Origin of the sequence: Parapedomonas caeni, assembly GCF_041060555.1 — a bacterium.
Classification (GTDB): domain Bacteria; phylum Pseudomonadota; class Alphaproteobacteria; order Sphingomonadales; family Sphingomonadaceae; genus CAUJIW01.
Genome location: NZ_JBEUDS010000028.1, coordinates 31,561 through 45,821, shown reverse-complemented (window position 1 = coordinate 45,821; position 14,261 = coordinate 31,561). Strand labels below are relative to the sequence as shown.

The window sequence follows — 14,261 nt, the reverse complement described above, 5'->3', positions numbered from 1 at the left end:
CCGGAGGTCTTCATCCCGGCATTCGCGCGGGCGGCCCTGCAACCCCAACCAGCGATGCCGCCCGCGCTGGCGCCACGACCATCATTGCACTAACAATCAAATTGGACCCGTCCGTGGGGGCCGATCATCGCTCCTTCCCTGCGACCTATAGCGCAAGAACGGCAAACCCTGAATTGTATGGAAGTGTTCGCGAAGTGGCGAATACATCTATTGAATCGGCTGGTCGTGCCGACGCTGATAAGCGGGTCATAAGCGGTCGAGGTTCAACGTCGGCTGAGTTTCGCGCCCTCTATCGGGCGAGCCGAATGCAGGGCGAGGACGTTGCATACGAACCTGATTCCGCTCCACCGGGCGCTGATAGCGGTGAGAAGAAACTGGATCAGGAAGATGGCAGCACCGCCCCATTGTGCCTCTACCGATGCTCCTGCCCAGAAAAGCGAGAGTGGTGCCAGCACGATGAACGGGAGGCTGAGCGTTGCCATGTCGCGATACATCAAGAAGTTGCGATGGACCTCGGTAATTTCGGGTTCGTTCTCAACCAGCTTGTACAGCTGATACCAGCGGGCGTTTTGTTCGTTCTGACCCGATGGTAGTTTTCCGACATGCTTGGCGAGAGCCTTCATGTCGATGCGCACATCGCCAGATGCGAACTTGGAAAAGACCTCGCAACCCGGAAGCCAGCCGTACGGCTTCCAATACACCAACATGCACTTGAGCTTGTGCGGCAAGGCATTGACGAGCAACAGCACGCCAACCGGCACGATGATCGTCGTGAGCAACCGCCAGTGGGCTAGGCTAGACAGGCTGGCATCAGACGAAATGCCGGGCACGAGAAACAGCAGGATAACGACGATATCGGCTATCGCCAGCATCCACAGCCACTTCTGGTAGTCAGCCTTAAGAGACTTGCTGCTCATCCGGCGCATTCCGTATCGATGAAATAGCTCCCATCGCTGCCTACGGTGAACTGAATCCAGCCATCGCGGCGCGTGGTCAGCACGTGACGGGTCTTCATCGTCGATCTCACAATGACCCCCTCATCGCGGGTGACACGCCGATAGTCCGGAGCCATGAGTTGCGTAGCATGAGCGATGGGCTTGTCAGAAATGACCACAGCGTCCGGCGTGACCCAATTGAATACGTCCTTGCAGAAGCCGCTTTCGCGCCCGTGATGGGAAGCGACAAGGATATTTGTGCCATTTAGTGCAGCCCTGAAGTCTGCTCGCTGGAGCAACGAACGCCAGCCGGGCTTCTCCAAGTCGCCGGGGAACAGAATTTTGAAGCCCGCAAACTCGATGAATACGACCAGACTGAGGTCATTCGTATCGGTAAATTGAGGGTAGTGATTGAAGAAGCAATTCGCCGTGATGCCGCCCATATTGGCATTGAAGGGCAAGCTAGTCGGCGTGTCATATGCCCCGCAGGCTTGCACATACCATTGGGCGTCAGCGGATACGGGGCCGCTGATAGACTTGATGGCATACATTTCGGGACCAGTGTAGGTCGGATTACGAAACAAGGTGTCGACGAAAATGCCTTCGCGCTCGAGCCCTTCAAGGTCCGACATATGGTCTTGATCGGCGTTGGTGATGAACAGGTAGTCGAGTGTGCCTCGGTTCAAGCCCTGCCGAATAAAAGTGCTTGGCCTCCACTGCGCCATACACCCCGAGTCGATCATTGCCAGTCGGCCAGCAATTCCGTCCACCAGCGGGTGAAGCATGGCGCAGGCCCCATGCTCGACATCCCAAATCCGAAGAACCATCTCCCCCATAGCGCTTGTCCCCCAAGACCAAGAGCGCTCAAGATAGGTTGTCCGGCCCAGTGTTCAACATATGTTCACGCCTCAGGTGGCGGAAGCGGTGGGATTCGAACCCACGAACGGGTTGCCCCGTTGCTGGTTTTCAAGACCAGTGCCTTCAACCACTCGGCCACGCTTCCATACCGATTCAGGGGCTTAGCTGCTGACGATAGGCTTATGAGCCGTTTCGCCGCAGAAAGCGACCTGTCGCTAACCCCTTGCAAATACCCCCTGTTCTTCTGCACCAGGCCATCAGGTCCAGCAGCTTACAAGACCGGTGCCTTAAACCGCTCGGCCACCCATCCGTTGGCTCTCTTTTCCCGATCCGTCCATCGGGCGCAAGTCCCGGCGTCAAAAGAACCGGGTGGCGACCGTCGGTGCCGTAACGATCGCGCGGCAGTGATGCCCTGGTGCGACAGTCGGGCCGGCACGCGTGTCCATCCGGCCGGGTCGGCCCTGGTGGCCCTTGGCGCGAATGGCTGATTATGGCACAAATTCAGTCATGTTCGCGCTCAAACCCTTGCCAAGGCCCCTGCTGATGTCGGCCACGCCCATGGCGTTGACGGCCGGCGTGCGGTCGATTCTGCTGCCGCTCCTGCTGCCGGTGCTGCTGCCGCTCCTGCTGCCGGTGCTGCTGGCGGCATGCAGCCAGCTGCCACAGCAGGGCGCCCAGGCGCCGGACCCGTCCCTTGCCGCCGACGATATGACGGCGCCGCCGGTGATGCCCACCATCGTCGCCGCCGACGGCGAGGTTCTGCCACCGGTGCTTGACGGTCAGAGCTTCGAGGCATGGCTGGGCTCGGTGCGCGATGCCGCTCGCCGTCATGGCATCGCCGAGGCGACGCTGGCAACGCTGTTCGACGACCTGACACTGTCGCCCGCCATTGTCGCGCTCGATCGCAATCAGCCCGAGGTGCGCGCCTCCTACGCCGCCTACATGGAAAAGCGCTTCACGCCGACCAAGGTGGCGCGCGGGCTGTCGGCCCGTAACGAGGTCGAGGAACATCTGTCCGCCGCCGAGACGGCTTACGGGGTGCCCGCCCCGGTGCTGGTGGCGATCTGGGGCATGGAGACCAATTACGGCAGTTATACGGGCCGTACGCCGGTGGTGCGGGCGCTGGCCAGCCTTGCCTATGACGGCCGTCGCTCGGCGCTGTTTCGCCGCGAGCTGTGGGCCGTGATGCGCATTGTCGACCAGCAGCGGGCCTCGCCGGCCGATCTGCGCGGCTCCTGGGCCGGCGCCTTCGGTCAGACCCAGTTCATGCCCACGTCCTTCCTGCGCTATGCCGTCGATGGTGATGGCGACGGCCGGGTCGATCTGTGGCGCTCGGCGGCCGACATCTTTGCGTCCACCGCCAACCTGCTGGCGACCAACGGCTGGGAGCCGGGGCTGCGCTGGGGCTTCGAGGTTCGATTGCCCGACGGTTTCGACCGCGAGGCGGTCCGCGCCACGGAACGGCCCGCCAAGTGCGTGCCGGCGTTGTCCAGGCACAGTAGCTGGCTGGCGGCCGGCGTCTGGCAGCAGCTGGGCGTGACGGCGGTGAACGGGGGCACCACGTGGCCGGCGCCCGAAACCGAGCTGACGCTGGTGGAGCCCGACGGTCCGGACGGCCCGGCCTACCTCACCAGTCGCAACTACCGGGTGCTGCTGGACTATAATTGCTCGAACTTCTATGCCCTCTCCGTCGCCCTGCTCGCCGAGGCCCTTGATGTCCCGCCACAGCCTGATGCCCCGAACCCCGAGGATGCCGCTCAGCCGCCCGTCGTCACGCCCTAGCGCGCGTCTGCTGCTGTTGCTCGCGCTCTGCTCGCTGACGGCCGCCTGCGGCTCGACCCAGGGCGTGCGGGCCACCGAGGGCCGGCCTTCGACGCTCGCGGGCAAGGAGGGGAGCCGGTCGGGCTGGAACGGGCAGATCAAGATCGGCAACCCCTATCAGGTGGCCGGCGTCTGGTATTATCCGGCCGACGATCATGATTACGACGAAACCGGCATCGCCTCGTGGTATGGCGCCGATTTCCATGACAAGCTGACCGCCAATGGCGAGATTTTCGACATGAACGAGGTGTCGGCGGCCCACAAGACGCTGCCGATGCCGAGTTACGTCGAGGTCACCAACCTCGCCAATGGCCGCCAGATGGTGGTGCGGGTCAACGATCGCGGGCCGTTCAAGCCGGGCCGCATCATCGATCTGTCGCGGCGGGCGGCCCAGATGCTGGGGTTCGACGCCGCCGGCGTGACCCAGGCGCGGGTGCGCCGGGTCTATCCCGCCGACAAGCCGGAAGTCGCCGCCCTGCCGCCGCCACGGCTGCTGGCGGCCAGCAATGGCGACGACGCGCCGCCGCCGGTCGCCACGGCGGACGTGGTGACGGCAAGGGTCGCGCCCGATCCGCGTCCGGCGCCGGCCGATCCGGCCAGCGCCGGCTGGAACGACCGGGTCGGTGGCGCGGTGTTCGTGCAGGTGGCGGCACTCTCCGACGAGGGACGGGCGGCGTGGCTGGCCGCCGACATCAAACGCTTCGGACCATCGTCCATTGAACCGGCTGCTCAAGGCCTGTATCGGGTCCGCATTGGCCCGTTCCTGAACCGCGAGACGGCGGATGTCGTCCTGGCGCAGGTGCGGGCCGCGGGGTATGCGGACGCGCGCGTGACGAGCCGTCCGCTGAGCTAAAGGGACACGAACAACAATGAAGCGTATCGCACTGGGTCTTGCCGGTTTGTTGCTGGCGGCGGGCGCCCAGGCTCAGGTTCCGGCATTCCAGACCACGGCCCCCTTCGCCTACATGATGTCGGCGGATACCGGCGCCGTTCTCTACGACAAGAACGGCACCGAGACCATGGCGCCGTCGTCGATGGCCAAGATGATGACCACCTATGTGGTCTTTGACATGATCAGGAAGGGCACCGCCAAGCTGACCGACCAGATCACCGTCAGCCCGGAGACGTGGCGGGCCTGGAACAACCGCGGCTCCACCATGTTCCTGTCGCCCAACCAGTCGGTGAGCGTGGAGGATCTGCTGCACGGTGTCGTCACCTTGTCGGGCAACGATGCCTGCGTGGTGCTGGGCGAAGGGCTGGCCGGCACCGAACAGGCTTTCGTCGACGTGATGAACCAGACCGCCCGGCGGCTGGGCATGACGGGCTCCCATTTCACCAACACCACCGGCTGGCCGGATGAGGCGCAGTATGTCACCGCCCGCGATATGGCGATCCTCGGCTACCGCACGATCCGGGACTTTCCCGATCTCTACCGGGATTTCTACGGTCTGAGCTCCTACTCCCACGGTCAGACCATGGGCGGCAAGCCGATCGTCCAGGGCAACCGCAACCCGTTGCTCTACCGGGTGCCGGGCTCGGATGGCCTCAAGACCGGCCATACCGAGGCCGGCGGCTATGGCCTCACCGGATCGACCCTGCGCAATGGCCAGCGGCTGATCATCGTGCTCAACGGCCTGACCTCGATGCAGGAACGCGCCGACGAAAGCGCCAAGTTCATGGAGTGGGGGCTGCGGACCTTCCAGACCGTCAAGCTGTTCCGCAAGGGCGCGATCGTCGAGACGGCGCCGGTGTGGCTGGGCGCTGAAAAGACCGTACCGCTGACCGTCGCCCGCGATGCGGCCTTCACCACCAGTCGTGTCGCTCGCTCCAACATGAAGGTGACGGTACGCTATACCGGGCCGATTCCGGCGCCGATCAAGGCCGGCCAGCATGTGGCGGACCTGGTGGTCGCAGCCCCGGGCCAGCAGCCGCTGACCATTCCGCTGGTCGCGGCCAGGGGTGTCGAGAAGGCCGGCGTGTTCGGCCGCATCATGGCCGGGTTCCGCAACACCCTGTTTGGCACGCCCGCCATCGAGGCGAAGTGAGCGGCGCGTGCGTGATGGGGGATGGCCGGTGACCGGCCGCTTCATCACGCTGGAGGGCGGCGAGGGCACCGGCAAGTCGACCCAGGTCGCCCGGCTGGCGGAGCGGCTGCGGTCGACGGGGCGCGAGGTCATCGTCACCCGCGAGCCCGGCGGCACGCCGGGCGCCGAGGCGATCCGCGCCCTGCTGGTGCAGGGCGAGGTCGATCGCTGGGACGCGCTGAGCGAGACCTTGCTGCTCAACGCCGCTCGCCATGACCATGTGGAACGGGTCATCCGTCCGGCGCTGGCGCGCGGCGCCTGGGTGGTGTGCGACCGCTATGTCGACAGCACGCTGGTCTACCAGGGCATCGCCAAGGGGCTCGACGTCGAGCTGCTGGTGCGCCTCCACGAGCAGGCGACCGGGCCGCTGTGGCCGGATTTGACACTGGTGCTCGATGTGCCGGCCGCCATCGGGCTTGCGCGTGCCGCCAGCCGGCGCGGCGACGAGACCCGCTTCGAGGCCCACGACGCGGCTTTCCACGAACGGCTGCGCGCCGGCTTCCTCGATCTTGCCGCGCGCTACGCCGGCCGCTGCGCTGTCATCGATGCCATCGTCGACGTTGATGCCGTTAGCGCCGCCATCTGGCAGGCGGTTGCCGGACGACTGGCGCCATGAGGACGCCACGATGAGCGAGCCGGCCACCACCTATGCGCTGATCGGCCACGACCAGCCGGAACAGGCGTTCCTTGAGGCATGGACCACCGGCCGGCTGCACCATGCCTGGCTGCTGACCGGGCCGCGCGGCGTCGGCAAGGCGACGTTTGCCTGGCGGGTGGCCCGCTTCGTGCTGTCGGGCGGGGTGGGCGAGGGCGGTATGGGCGGGGGCGGCGGCCTGTTCGGTGGCGGCCCCGACAGTCTGGCGGTGTCGGCCGACCATCATGTGTCGCGGATGCTGGAGGCCGGCAGTCACCCCAGTCTGCGCCTGTTGGCGCGGCGGGAGAATGATCGCGGCAAGCTCGCCAAGGAAATCTCGGTCGATCAGGTGCGCGAGCTGACGCCGTTCCTCGGCATCAAGCCCGCCGAGGGCGACTGGCGGGTGGTGCTGGTCGACGCCGCCGACGAGATGAACCGCTCAGCCGCCAACGCCCTGCTCAAGATGCTGGAGGAGCCGCCGGCGCGGACGCTGTTCCTGCTCATCAGCCATGCGCCGGGCCGGCTGCTGCCGACCATCCGCTCACGCTGCCGCCGGCTGGCCTTCGCGCCGCTGGACACGGCCGACGTGACGGCCGTGCTGCGGCGGGTGAAGCCCGACCTGGCGCCGGAGGAGGCCGAGGAACTGGCTCGCCTGGCCGAAGGCGCGCCGGGGCGGGCGCTGCGTTTCGCCGGCCTCGATATCGGCAAGCTGGAGCGTTCGCTGGCGGAGCTGCGGCGCACCGGCGATCCTTCCGGCCGGCTCGGGTTGGCGCTGGCGGAAGCGCTGGCCAGTCCGGCGGCCCAGCCGCGCTACGAGGCGTTTCTCGAACTGGTGCAGGAGGATCTGGCGGCGCAGGCCCGTGCAGCCGGTCCCCAGGCGCTTGCGCCCCGCGTGGAGCTGTGGGAGAAGGCCCGCGATCTTGCCGGTGCGGCGGTTCCTCTGGCGCTCGACCCCAAGGCGGTGGTCCATGAGCTGGCCCGGATCGTCGCGTCCGGCGCCCGCATGTGAACAGGACGTCAGGTCTCCCCATCCATGGCTCAGCGCAACCGCTTCTACATCACCACCGCCATCGCCTATCCCAACGGCGCGCCGCACATCGGCCACGCCTACGAGGCGATCGCGACGGATGCCATCGCCCGTTTCCACCGCTGGCTCGGCGAGGACGTGCGGTTCACCACCGGCACCGACGAGCACGGCCTGAAGATGGAGCAGACCGGCCGCAAGCACGGCATCAGCGCGCGCGAGATGGCCGACCGCATGGCGCCGCTGTTCCGCGCCATGGATGACCGGTTCAACATTTCCTACGACGACTTCATCCGCACCAGCGAACCGCGCCACTATGCCTCGGTGCAGGAGCTATGGCGGCGCATGGCCGCCAACGGAGACATCTACCTCGACCGCTACGAGGGCTGGTACTCGGTGCGCGACGAGGCCTATTACGACGAGAGCGAGATCCGCACCGCCGATGATGGCACCAAGCTGTCGCCCCAGGGCACGCCGGTGGAATGGACGGTGGAGGAAAGCTTCTTCTTCCGCCTGTCGAAGTACCAGCAGCCGCTGCTCGACTATTACGAGGCCCATCCGGAGTTCATCCGGCCGGAAAGCCGCCGCAACGAGGTGATCAGCTTCGTGAAAAGCGGATTGCGTGACCTGTCGGTGAGCCGCACCAGCTTCGACTGGGGGATTCCGGTGCCCGACGCGCCGGGCCATGTGATGTATGTGTGGGTGGACGCGCTGACCAACTACATCACCAGCGCCGGATTCCCGGATGACGCCAGCGAACAGTTCCGCAAGTTCTGGCCGGCCGACATGCACGTCATCGGCAAGGACATCGTGCGCTTCCACGCCGTCTACTGGCCGGCGTTCCTGCTCTCGGCCGGCGTGCCGTTGCCGCGTCAGGTATTCGCCCACGGCTTCCTGTTCAACCGCGGCGAAAAAATGTCGAAGTCGGTGGGCAACGTCATCGACCCCATGGGGCTCGCCGACCTCTATGGCGTCGATCCGGTGCGCTATTTCTTCCTGCGCGAGGTCAGCTTCGGCCAGGACGGCAGCTACAGCCACGAGGCGATCGTCACCCGCGCCAACGCCGAACTGGCCAACAGCTTCGGCAATCTGGCGCAACGGACGCTGAGTTTCATCGTCAAGAACCTCGAAGGCCGACTGCCGCAGGTAGGCGAGGCCGGCCAGCCCGCCGATGCCGCGCTGCTGGCGGAGGTGCGGGCCGAGGGCGCGGAGCTGGAGCGCCGCTTCCTCGACTGCGACCTGTCGGGCGGTATCGAGGCATGGATGCGCGGCGTGTTCGCCTGCAATCAGTATATCGATCATCAGGCGCCGTGGGCGCTGAAGAAAACCGACCCGGCCCGCATGGAAGCGGTGCTGGCGACGTTGCTCGCTGCCATCCGCCAGCTTGCCATCCTGATCCTGCCGGTGGTGCCGGACAGTGCCGCCAAGGTGCTCGACCAGCTTGGCGTGGCGGCCGACGCGCGCGACCGCGCGGCGCTCGACGATACCGAATGGTACGCCAGACTGACGGCCTCGGGCTTCACGCTGGCCGCGCCGACGCCGGTGTTTCCGCGCCTGTCGCTGCCGCCCGAGGAGGAGGTTGCCTCCTGATGCTGGTCGACAGCCACTGCCACCTGAATTTCCGCGGGCTGGACGAGGATCTCGCCGGCGTGCTGGCGCGTGCCCGTGCCGCCGGGGTCGGTTACTTCGTCAACATCGGCACCACCCGTGCCGAGTGGCCGACCATCATCGCCACCGCCGAGGCCAACGCGGATGTCGGCGCGACGGTGGGCATTCACCCGCATGAAGCCGAGCATCACCCGGACATCGATACCGCCGCCCTGGTGGCCGCCGCCGCCCATCCCAAGGTGATCGGCATCGGCGAGACCGGGCTCGACTATTATTACGATCACAGCCCGCGCGACCAGCAGCAGACCAGCTTCCGCGCCCACATCGCCGCCGCGCGCGCGACCGGCCTGCCGCTCGTCGTCCACACCCGTGATGCCGAGGCCGACACCACGGCGATCCTGCGCGAGGAAATGGCCCAGGGGGCCTTCACCGGCGTCATCCACTGTTTCACCGCCAGCCGGGCGTTCGCCGAAGTGGCGCTGGAACTGGGCTTCTATATCTCGCTGTCCGGCATCCTCACCTTCAAGAGCGCGGCCGACATCCAGGAAACCGCCAAGGGGCTGCCAGCCGACCGCATTCTGGTGGAAACCGACGCGCCCTATCTCGCGCCGGTGCCGCTGCGCGGCAAGACCTGCGAGCCGGCCTATGTGGCGCACACGGCGGCGTTCCTGGCCAAATTGCGCGGCGTCAGCGAGGCCGAGCTGGCGGCGACCACCACGGCCAATTTCCGCCGCCTGTTCACCAAGGCGGCCTGACCCGTCATGGTCCCGCCGTCATGAAGGTGACCATCCTCGGCTGCGGCACCTCCGGCGGCGTACCGCGCGTCGGCAACCTGTGGGGACGGTGCGACCCGGCCAATCCGAAGAACCGGCGGCGCCGTGTGTCGGTGCTGGTGGAACATGCCGGCACACAGATCCTCATCGACACCTCGCCGGACCTGCGCGAACAGCTGCTGGATGCCCGGGTCGAGCGGCTGGACGCCGTGCTGTTCACCCACGACCACGCCGACCACACCCACGGCATCGACGATCTGCGCGGCCTGTTTCACGCCATGGGGCGGCGGCTCGACTGTTATGCCGACGCGGCCACCGCGGCGACGCTGCAGCGCCGCTTCGACTATGTGTTCGATGGCTTCGAGGATTATCCGGCGATGGCCAACCTGCACCGGCTGGCCGACACCGGCGATGCGCTGGCGCCGCTGACCATCGGCACGCTGACGGTGCAGCCGTTCCGGCAGATCCATGGCGCGACCCAGTCCATCGGCTATCGCATCGGCGGTTTCGCCTATTCGACCGATCTCAACGCCATCCCCGAGGCGTCGGCGCCCTGTCTGGCAGGGCTGGACCTGTGGGTGGTGGACGCATTGCGCTACGATCCGCACCCCAGCCACCCGCATCTCGCCATGACGCTGGGCTGGATCGAGCGTTTCCGGCCCGCTCGCGCCATCCTCACCCACATGAACTGGGACATGGACTACGAGGAGTTGGCGGCACGACTGCCGGCCGGCGTCGAGCCCGGCTACGACGGCCTGACGGTCGAACTGTAAGCGCGGCGGGTGATGGGGGGGGGCGGCGCGGCCTCTTGCGGCGGCGTCTCAGCGACCGGCTCTAACCGCTTGATCTGGCCGCTTGATCTCGATGGTGGTGGAGGGGGTTGGATTTGAACCAACGTAGGGAAAACCCGGCAGATTTACAGTCTGCTGCCATTGACCGCTCGGCCACCCCTCCACAATACATCCGGATGACCTGCGCATCCAACGATGCGAGGGCCGCCAAATGCGCGATTTGCTCCGCGCTGTCAACGGTCGACAGGCGATTTGCTGCATTATTCTGACATCAGCCACACCGCTGCGGGGGAAAGCGTCAGAGCCAGGATGATTTCCCGCCGACGCCGGGTGTCAACGGGCGCGCGGTTGCGCTAGGAGAGGCACCATGTCGAGGCACAGAAAATCCCCGGGCGCTCGCCCGTCCCATGCCGGCAAGCCTGCCGGCGGTCGTTCGTCCGCGTCCCAGGTCCGGCTTTACGGGCGGCATGCCGTGCTGGCTGCACTCGCCAACCCCGAGCGCCGGCCGATCCGGCTCTACGTCACCCACGAAGCGGCGGCGGGCCTGCAGGTGCCGCCGCGGCTGGAACTGCTCTACGGCTCCAGTGACGATCTCAAGCGGCTGGTGCCCGAAGGCGCGCCGCACCAGGGCATGGTGCTGGAGACCGCGCCCCTGGATTCACCGCACCTCACCGACGTGCTCGCGGCGGCGGGCGAGAGCGGCGGGCCGATCGTGGTGCTCGATCAGGTGACCGACCCGCACAATATCGGCGCCATGCTGCGCTCGGCGGCGGCGTTCGGCGCCATCGCGCTGGTGACGCAGGACCGCCATGCGCCGCCGGAAACCGGCGCGCTGGCCAAGGCGGCCTCGGGCTGTCTGGAACTGGTGCCGTGGGTGCGGGTGGTCAATCTTGCCCGGGCGCTGGAGGAGATCGCCGAGGCGGGTTTCTGGCGCATCGGCCTTGACGGCCGGGCGACGCGCACGCTGGCGGCGGTGCTGGGCAATTGCCGGCCGTGCCTGGTGATGGGCGCCGAAGGCGAGGGACTGCGGCCCAACGTGGTCGAGCATTGCGACGAGCTGGCCAAGCTGCCGATCAGCCCGAGGGTCGAGAGCCTCAACGTCTCCAACGCCGCAGCGATCGCCCTTTACGCGGCGGCCGCGCGCGACTGAGGCTGAACTTCCTGTATCCAGACGTCAGGGGATGGTTTTCTGGCCGGTCTTGGCCTGCCACGAGGCGACCCCGCCGGCGACGCGGGCCAGTACCTGCGGATAGAGCGGCGCGCTGGCGGCAACCACGGTTGGGTAGACCGGATCGGGGCGATTGAAGCGCGGATGGGCGCCCAGGTGGTCGGTACAGACACCGCCGGCCTCGGTCAGCACCAGCCAGGCGGCGGCCAGGTCCCATTCCGACTTGGGGCGCAGCGCCACGGCGGCGTCGGCCATGCCGGCGGCCACCAGGCCGAGCCGCAGGGCTATGGAGTTGGGCTTCTCGATATGCATGTCCGGCCAGCGTTCCGGCCAGAAGGCGGCCTCGAACAGCTGCTTGTCCGCCAGCATCCGGCAGCCCGCCAGCGTGTCGGATCGGCCGACGCGGATGCCCAGTCCGTTGAGCTGGGCGCCCTGACCGGCACGGGCGGTGAAGAACAGGTCGCGCATCGGCGCATAGAGACAGCCGAGCACCGGGCGCCCATGCTCGACCAGGGCGATGGAGACGGCGAAGCCGTCGCGCCCCTTCATGAACGCCCGCGTGCCGTCGATGGGGTCGACCAGCCAGACCCGGTCGCGATCAAGCCGGGCGGGGTCGTCGACGGTTTCCTCCGACAGCCAGCCATAGTTGGGGCGGGTGCCCAGCAGCCGGCGCTTGATGAGGTCGTCGACCGCCAGATCGGCTTCGGTCACCGGGTTGCCCGGCGACTTCTCCCAGGCCTCGAAACTGCGGTGGAAATAGTCCGCTGCCAGCTTGCCGGCTTCACGCGTCACTTCGCGGATCAGCCGGTAATCATTGTCGAGTGTCTCGTCGTCGGCGGGCGGGGCGGATGCCATGGTCGTCAGTTGCCTGCGACCGTCATCGCCGGCACCAGCAGCGACGGCGAGTCGATGCCGTAGCGGCGCTCCAGATCGTCGGCAGGGCTCAGGGTCGCGAACATCTCCTTGAGATTGGACGCGATGGTGACTTCGGCCACCGGTCGCGTCAGCTCGCCATTCTCGATCAGGAAGCCGGCGGCACCCCGGCTGTAGTCGCCGGTGACGCCGTTAACGCCCATGCCGATCAGCTCGGTGACATAGACGCCGTTGGGAATGGCCGCCAGCATGTCGGCGCGGCTGGTCTTGCCCGGCGCCAGCACCAGGTTGCTCACCGACACGCCGGGCGGGCCGGAAGTGCCGCGCGAGGCATGACCCGTGGGTTGTTCGCCAAGCTGGCGGGCGGAGGCGGTCTCCATCAGCCAGGTGGTCAGTACGCCGTCCTCGATGATCGCGCGCTCGCGGGTCGGCAGCCCTTCGGCGTCCATCGGGCGGGAGCGCAGGCCACGGACGCGGTGCGGCTCCTCGCGCAGGAAAATGCCCGGCGCGAACACCGCCGTCCCCCGGCGGTCCAGCAGGAAGCTGGATTTGCGGGCGATCGACGACCCGGTGATGGCACCTATCAGGTGGCTGACGAGGCCACTGGCGACACGCGGATCGAACACCACTGGCATGGTCTGCGACTTCAGCTTGACCGGGTTCAGCCGGCGCACGGTTCGCGCGCCGGCGCGCTGTCCGATGGTCTCGGGCGACTCGAGGTCGGCGTGATAGCGCGCGACATGATAGTCATAGTCGCGCTCCATACCGTCGTTGCCGGCCGCGACCACGGTCGCCGAGCGGCTGAACGAGGAACTGACGTAGCCGGCGTGGACGCCATGCGAGGTGGCGATGGCGACCAGCGAGTGGCCGGCGCTGGCAGCGCCACCCTCGGAGTTGGTGACGCCCGGCACCGCGCGTGCGGCGTCCTCGGTCGCCAGGGCCTCGTGGATCAGTTGATCCGCCGCCGGCATGGTGGGGTCATGGAGGTCGAGATCGGGCAGGGGCGCGCGCAGCAGCAGCTCTTCCGGCGCGAGTCCGGCATAAGGCTCGGCCGGGGCCATGCGCGCCATGGCGATGACCCGCTCGACAAGATTGTCGAAGCCGGCGGTCGAGAAGTCGGACGTCGAGACACTGGCGACCTGCTGGCCGATGAACACCCGCAGGCCGATTTCCTGGCCCTCCGAGCGATCGAGGTCTTCCAGCTTGCCGAGCCGCACCTGGGCGCTGATGGAACTGGAACCGACGAGCAGGGCATCGGCGGCGGTGGCACCGGCGGCGCGGGCGCGCGTGACGAGATCGCCAAGGCGATCGAGAGCAGTATCGATGGTCAACATGAACCGTGGATAGGGGATCGGCGGGACGAGGTCAAAGGCCCTGCAAGGTCAGATGCCCGGCGGCGACAAGGCGCCTTGGCGGTCGGGGCGCCGAGATGCCGGCCGCAGGATGATCAATGGAGAAGTCAGGAGGGGGGATGCTTCTCGTACTGATCGCCTGCGGCCGGCTTCCCAAAGCGCCGGGTGCGTGGACTAAATTGCGCGCCGACCCGAAGGGGTTGAGGGGGATTTCGACCCGTCGCGCTTGAGCCCGGTGCACACCGGCAGCAGTTGAGAGTGAGTATCACGAAACCGACCGTACTCGATACGCAACAACTGTTTTGTTCTCGATCGGCCCGCGTGCGTTAACAACCGCGCG

Annotated in this window: 13 protein-coding genes and 2 tRNA genes; 9 read left to right on the top strand and 6 right to left on the bottom strand. The window is 67.0% G+C overall.

Annotation, left to right across the window (positions count from 1 at the left end; all coding sequences use genetic code 11):
• Window positions 1-263 precede the first annotated feature (263 nt).
• The 3 genes from ABU113_RS15100 to ABU113_RS15090 form a co-directional block, all read right to left on the bottom strand.
• Window positions 264-917, bottom strand: coding sequence for a hypothetical protein (locus tag ABU113_RS15100; RefSeq protein WP_454560328.1), 654 nt, complete (start codon window positions 915-917; stop codon window positions 264-266).
• Window positions 914-1,771 carry a ComEC/Rec2 family competence protein gene (locus tag ABU113_RS15095; protein ID WP_454560327.1) on the bottom strand — a complete coding sequence of 286 codons (858 nt, stop codon included), beginning with the start codon at window positions 1,769-1,771 and terminating at the stop codon, window positions 914-916. The genes ABU113_RS15100 and ABU113_RS15095 overlap by 4 nt, the downstream gene beginning before the upstream one ends.
• A gap of 77 nt (window positions 1,772-1,848) precedes the next feature.
• Window positions 1,849-1,938: transfer RNA gene (locus tag ABU113_RS15090), tRNA-Ser, on the bottom strand.
• 413 nt (window positions 1,939-2,351) lie between these two features.
• Here ABU113_RS15090 and ABU113_RS15085 point away from each other — a divergent pair.
• From ABU113_RS15085 to ABU113_RS15050, 8 genes are read left to right on the top strand one after another with little or no spacing between them, the layout of a single operon-like run.
• On the top strand, window positions 2,352-3,575 hold the full coding sequence (locus ABU113_RS15085) for a lytic murein transglycosylase (protein WP_454560326.1): 1,224 nt from the start codon (window positions 2,352-2,354) through the stop codon (window positions 3,573-3,575).
• Entirely contained in the window at window positions 3,544-4,467 is a 924-nt protein-coding gene (locus ABU113_RS15080; protein ID WP_454560325.1) for a septal ring lytic transglycosylase RlpA family protein, read from the top strand. The genes ABU113_RS15085 and ABU113_RS15080 overlap by 32 nt, the downstream gene beginning before the upstream one ends.
• Window positions 4,468-4,483: 16 nt before the next feature.
• Complete coding sequence (locus ABU113_RS15075) at window positions 4,484-5,659, top strand: D-alanyl-D-alanine carboxypeptidase family protein (protein WP_454560324.1); 1,176 nt, start codon at window positions 4,484-4,486, stop codon at window positions 5,657-5,659.
• Between the two features lie 28 nt (window positions 5,660-5,687).
• Entirely contained in the window at window positions 5,688-6,314 is a 627-nt protein-coding gene (gene tmk, locus ABU113_RS15070) for a dTMP kinase (RefSeq protein WP_454560330.1), read from the top strand.
• Window positions 6,315-6,324: 10 nt separating this feature from the next.
• Window positions 6,325-7,341 carry a DNA polymerase III subunit delta' gene (locus ABU113_RS15065; protein WP_454560323.1) on the top strand — a complete coding sequence of 339 codons (1,017 nt, stop codon included), beginning with the start codon at window positions 6,325-6,327 and terminating at the stop codon, window positions 7,339-7,341.
• 24 nt (window positions 7,342-7,365) lie between these two features.
• Window positions 7,366-8,946 (top strand): methionine--tRNA ligase, encoded by a 1,581-nt coding sequence (gene metG / locus ABU113_RS15060; RefSeq protein ID WP_454560322.1) that lies wholly within the window; start codon window positions 7,366-7,368, stop codon window positions 8,944-8,946.
• Complete coding sequence (locus ABU113_RS15055) at window positions 8,946-9,719, top strand: TatD family hydrolase (protein WP_454560321.1); 774 nt, start codon at window positions 8,946-8,948, stop codon at window positions 9,717-9,719. The genes metG and ABU113_RS15055 overlap by 1 nt, the downstream gene beginning before the upstream one ends.
• Before the next feature lie 20 nt (window positions 9,720-9,739).
• Window positions 9,740-10,510, top strand: coding sequence for an MBL fold metallo-hydrolase (locus ABU113_RS15050; RefSeq protein ID WP_454560320.1), 771 nt, complete (start codon window positions 9,740-9,742; stop codon window positions 10,508-10,510).
• Between the two features lie 95 nt (window positions 10,511-10,605).
• On the opposite strand, the gene ABU113_RS15045 is transcribed toward ABU113_RS15050, so the two are convergent.
• Window positions 10,606-10,691, bottom strand: a tRNA-Tyr gene (locus ABU113_RS15045).
• A 204-nt stretch (window positions 10,692-10,895) separates the two neighbouring features.
• Between ABU113_RS15045 and ABU113_RS15040 the strand changes: the two genes are divergently transcribed.
• Entirely contained in the window at window positions 10,896-11,678 is a 783-nt protein-coding gene (locus tag ABU113_RS15040; protein ID WP_454560319.1) for a TrmH family RNA methyltransferase, read from the top strand.
• Between the two features lie 24 nt (window positions 11,679-11,702).
• Here the strand turns inward: ABU113_RS15040 and ABU113_RS15035 are convergent, their stop codons facing one another.
• On the bottom strand, window positions 11,703-12,551 hold the full coding sequence (locus ABU113_RS15035; RefSeq protein WP_454560318.1) for a 3'(2'),5'-bisphosphate nucleotidase CysQ: 849 nt from the start codon (window positions 12,549-12,551) through the stop codon (window positions 11,703-11,705).
• Window positions 12,552-12,556: 5 nt separating this feature from the next.
• Window positions 12,557-13,903: a TldD/PmbA family protein gene (locus ABU113_RS15030; RefSeq protein ID WP_454560317.1), complete on the bottom strand. Its 1,347-nt coding sequence runs from the start codon at window positions 13,901-13,903 to the stop codon at window positions 12,557-12,559.
• Window positions 13,904-14,261 lie beyond the last annotated feature (358 nt).

What these genes read in the sequence shown, in the direction of transcription:
- ABU113_RS15100 (WP_454560328.1), bottom strand. Translation starts at nt 917, where the DNA reads ATGAGCAGCAAGTCTCTTAAGGCTGACTACCAGAAGTGGCTGTGGATG.
- ABU113_RS15095 (WP_454560327.1), bottom strand. Translation starts at nt 1,771, where the DNA reads ATGGGGGAGATGGTTCTTCGGATTTGGGATGTCGAGCATGGGGCCTGC.
- ABU113_RS15085 (WP_454560326.1), top strand. Translation starts at nt 2,352, where the DNA reads ATGGCGTTGACGGCCGGCGTGCGGTCGATTCTGCTGCCGCTCCTGCTG.
- ABU113_RS15080 (WP_454560325.1), top strand. Translation starts at nt 3,544, where the DNA reads ATGCCGCTCAGCCGCCCGTCGTCACGCCCTAGCGCGCGTCTGCTGCTG.
- ABU113_RS15075 (WP_454560324.1), top strand. Translation starts at nt 4,484, where the DNA reads ATGAAGCGTATCGCACTGGGTCTTGCCGGTTTGTTGCTGGCGGCGGGC.
- ABU113_RS15065 (WP_454560323.1), top strand. Translation starts at nt 6,325, where the DNA reads ATGAGCGAGCCGGCCACCACCTATGCGCTGATCGGCCACGACCAGCCG.
- metG (WP_454560322.1), top strand. Translation starts at nt 7,366, where the DNA reads ATGGCTCAGCGCAACCGCTTCTACATCACCACCGCCATCGCCTATCCC.
- ABU113_RS15055 (WP_454560321.1), top strand. Translation starts at nt 8,946, where the DNA reads ATGCTGGTCGACAGCCACTGCCACCTGAATTTCCGCGGGCTGGACGAG.
- ABU113_RS15050 (WP_454560320.1), top strand. Translation starts at nt 9,740, where the DNA reads ATGAAGGTGACCATCCTCGGCTGCGGCACCTCCGGCGGCGTACCGCGC.
- ABU113_RS15040 (WP_454560319.1), top strand. Translation starts at nt 10,896, where the DNA reads ATGTCGAGGCACAGAAAATCCCCGGGCGCTCGCCCGTCCCATGCCGGC.
- ABU113_RS15035 (WP_454560318.1), bottom strand. Translation starts at nt 12,551, where the DNA reads ATGGCATCCGCCCCGCCCGCCGACGACGAGACACTCGACAATGATTAC.
- ABU113_RS15030 (WP_454560317.1), bottom strand. Translation starts at nt 13,903, where the DNA reads ATGTTGACCATCGATACTGCTCTCGATCGCCTTGGCGATCTCGTCACG.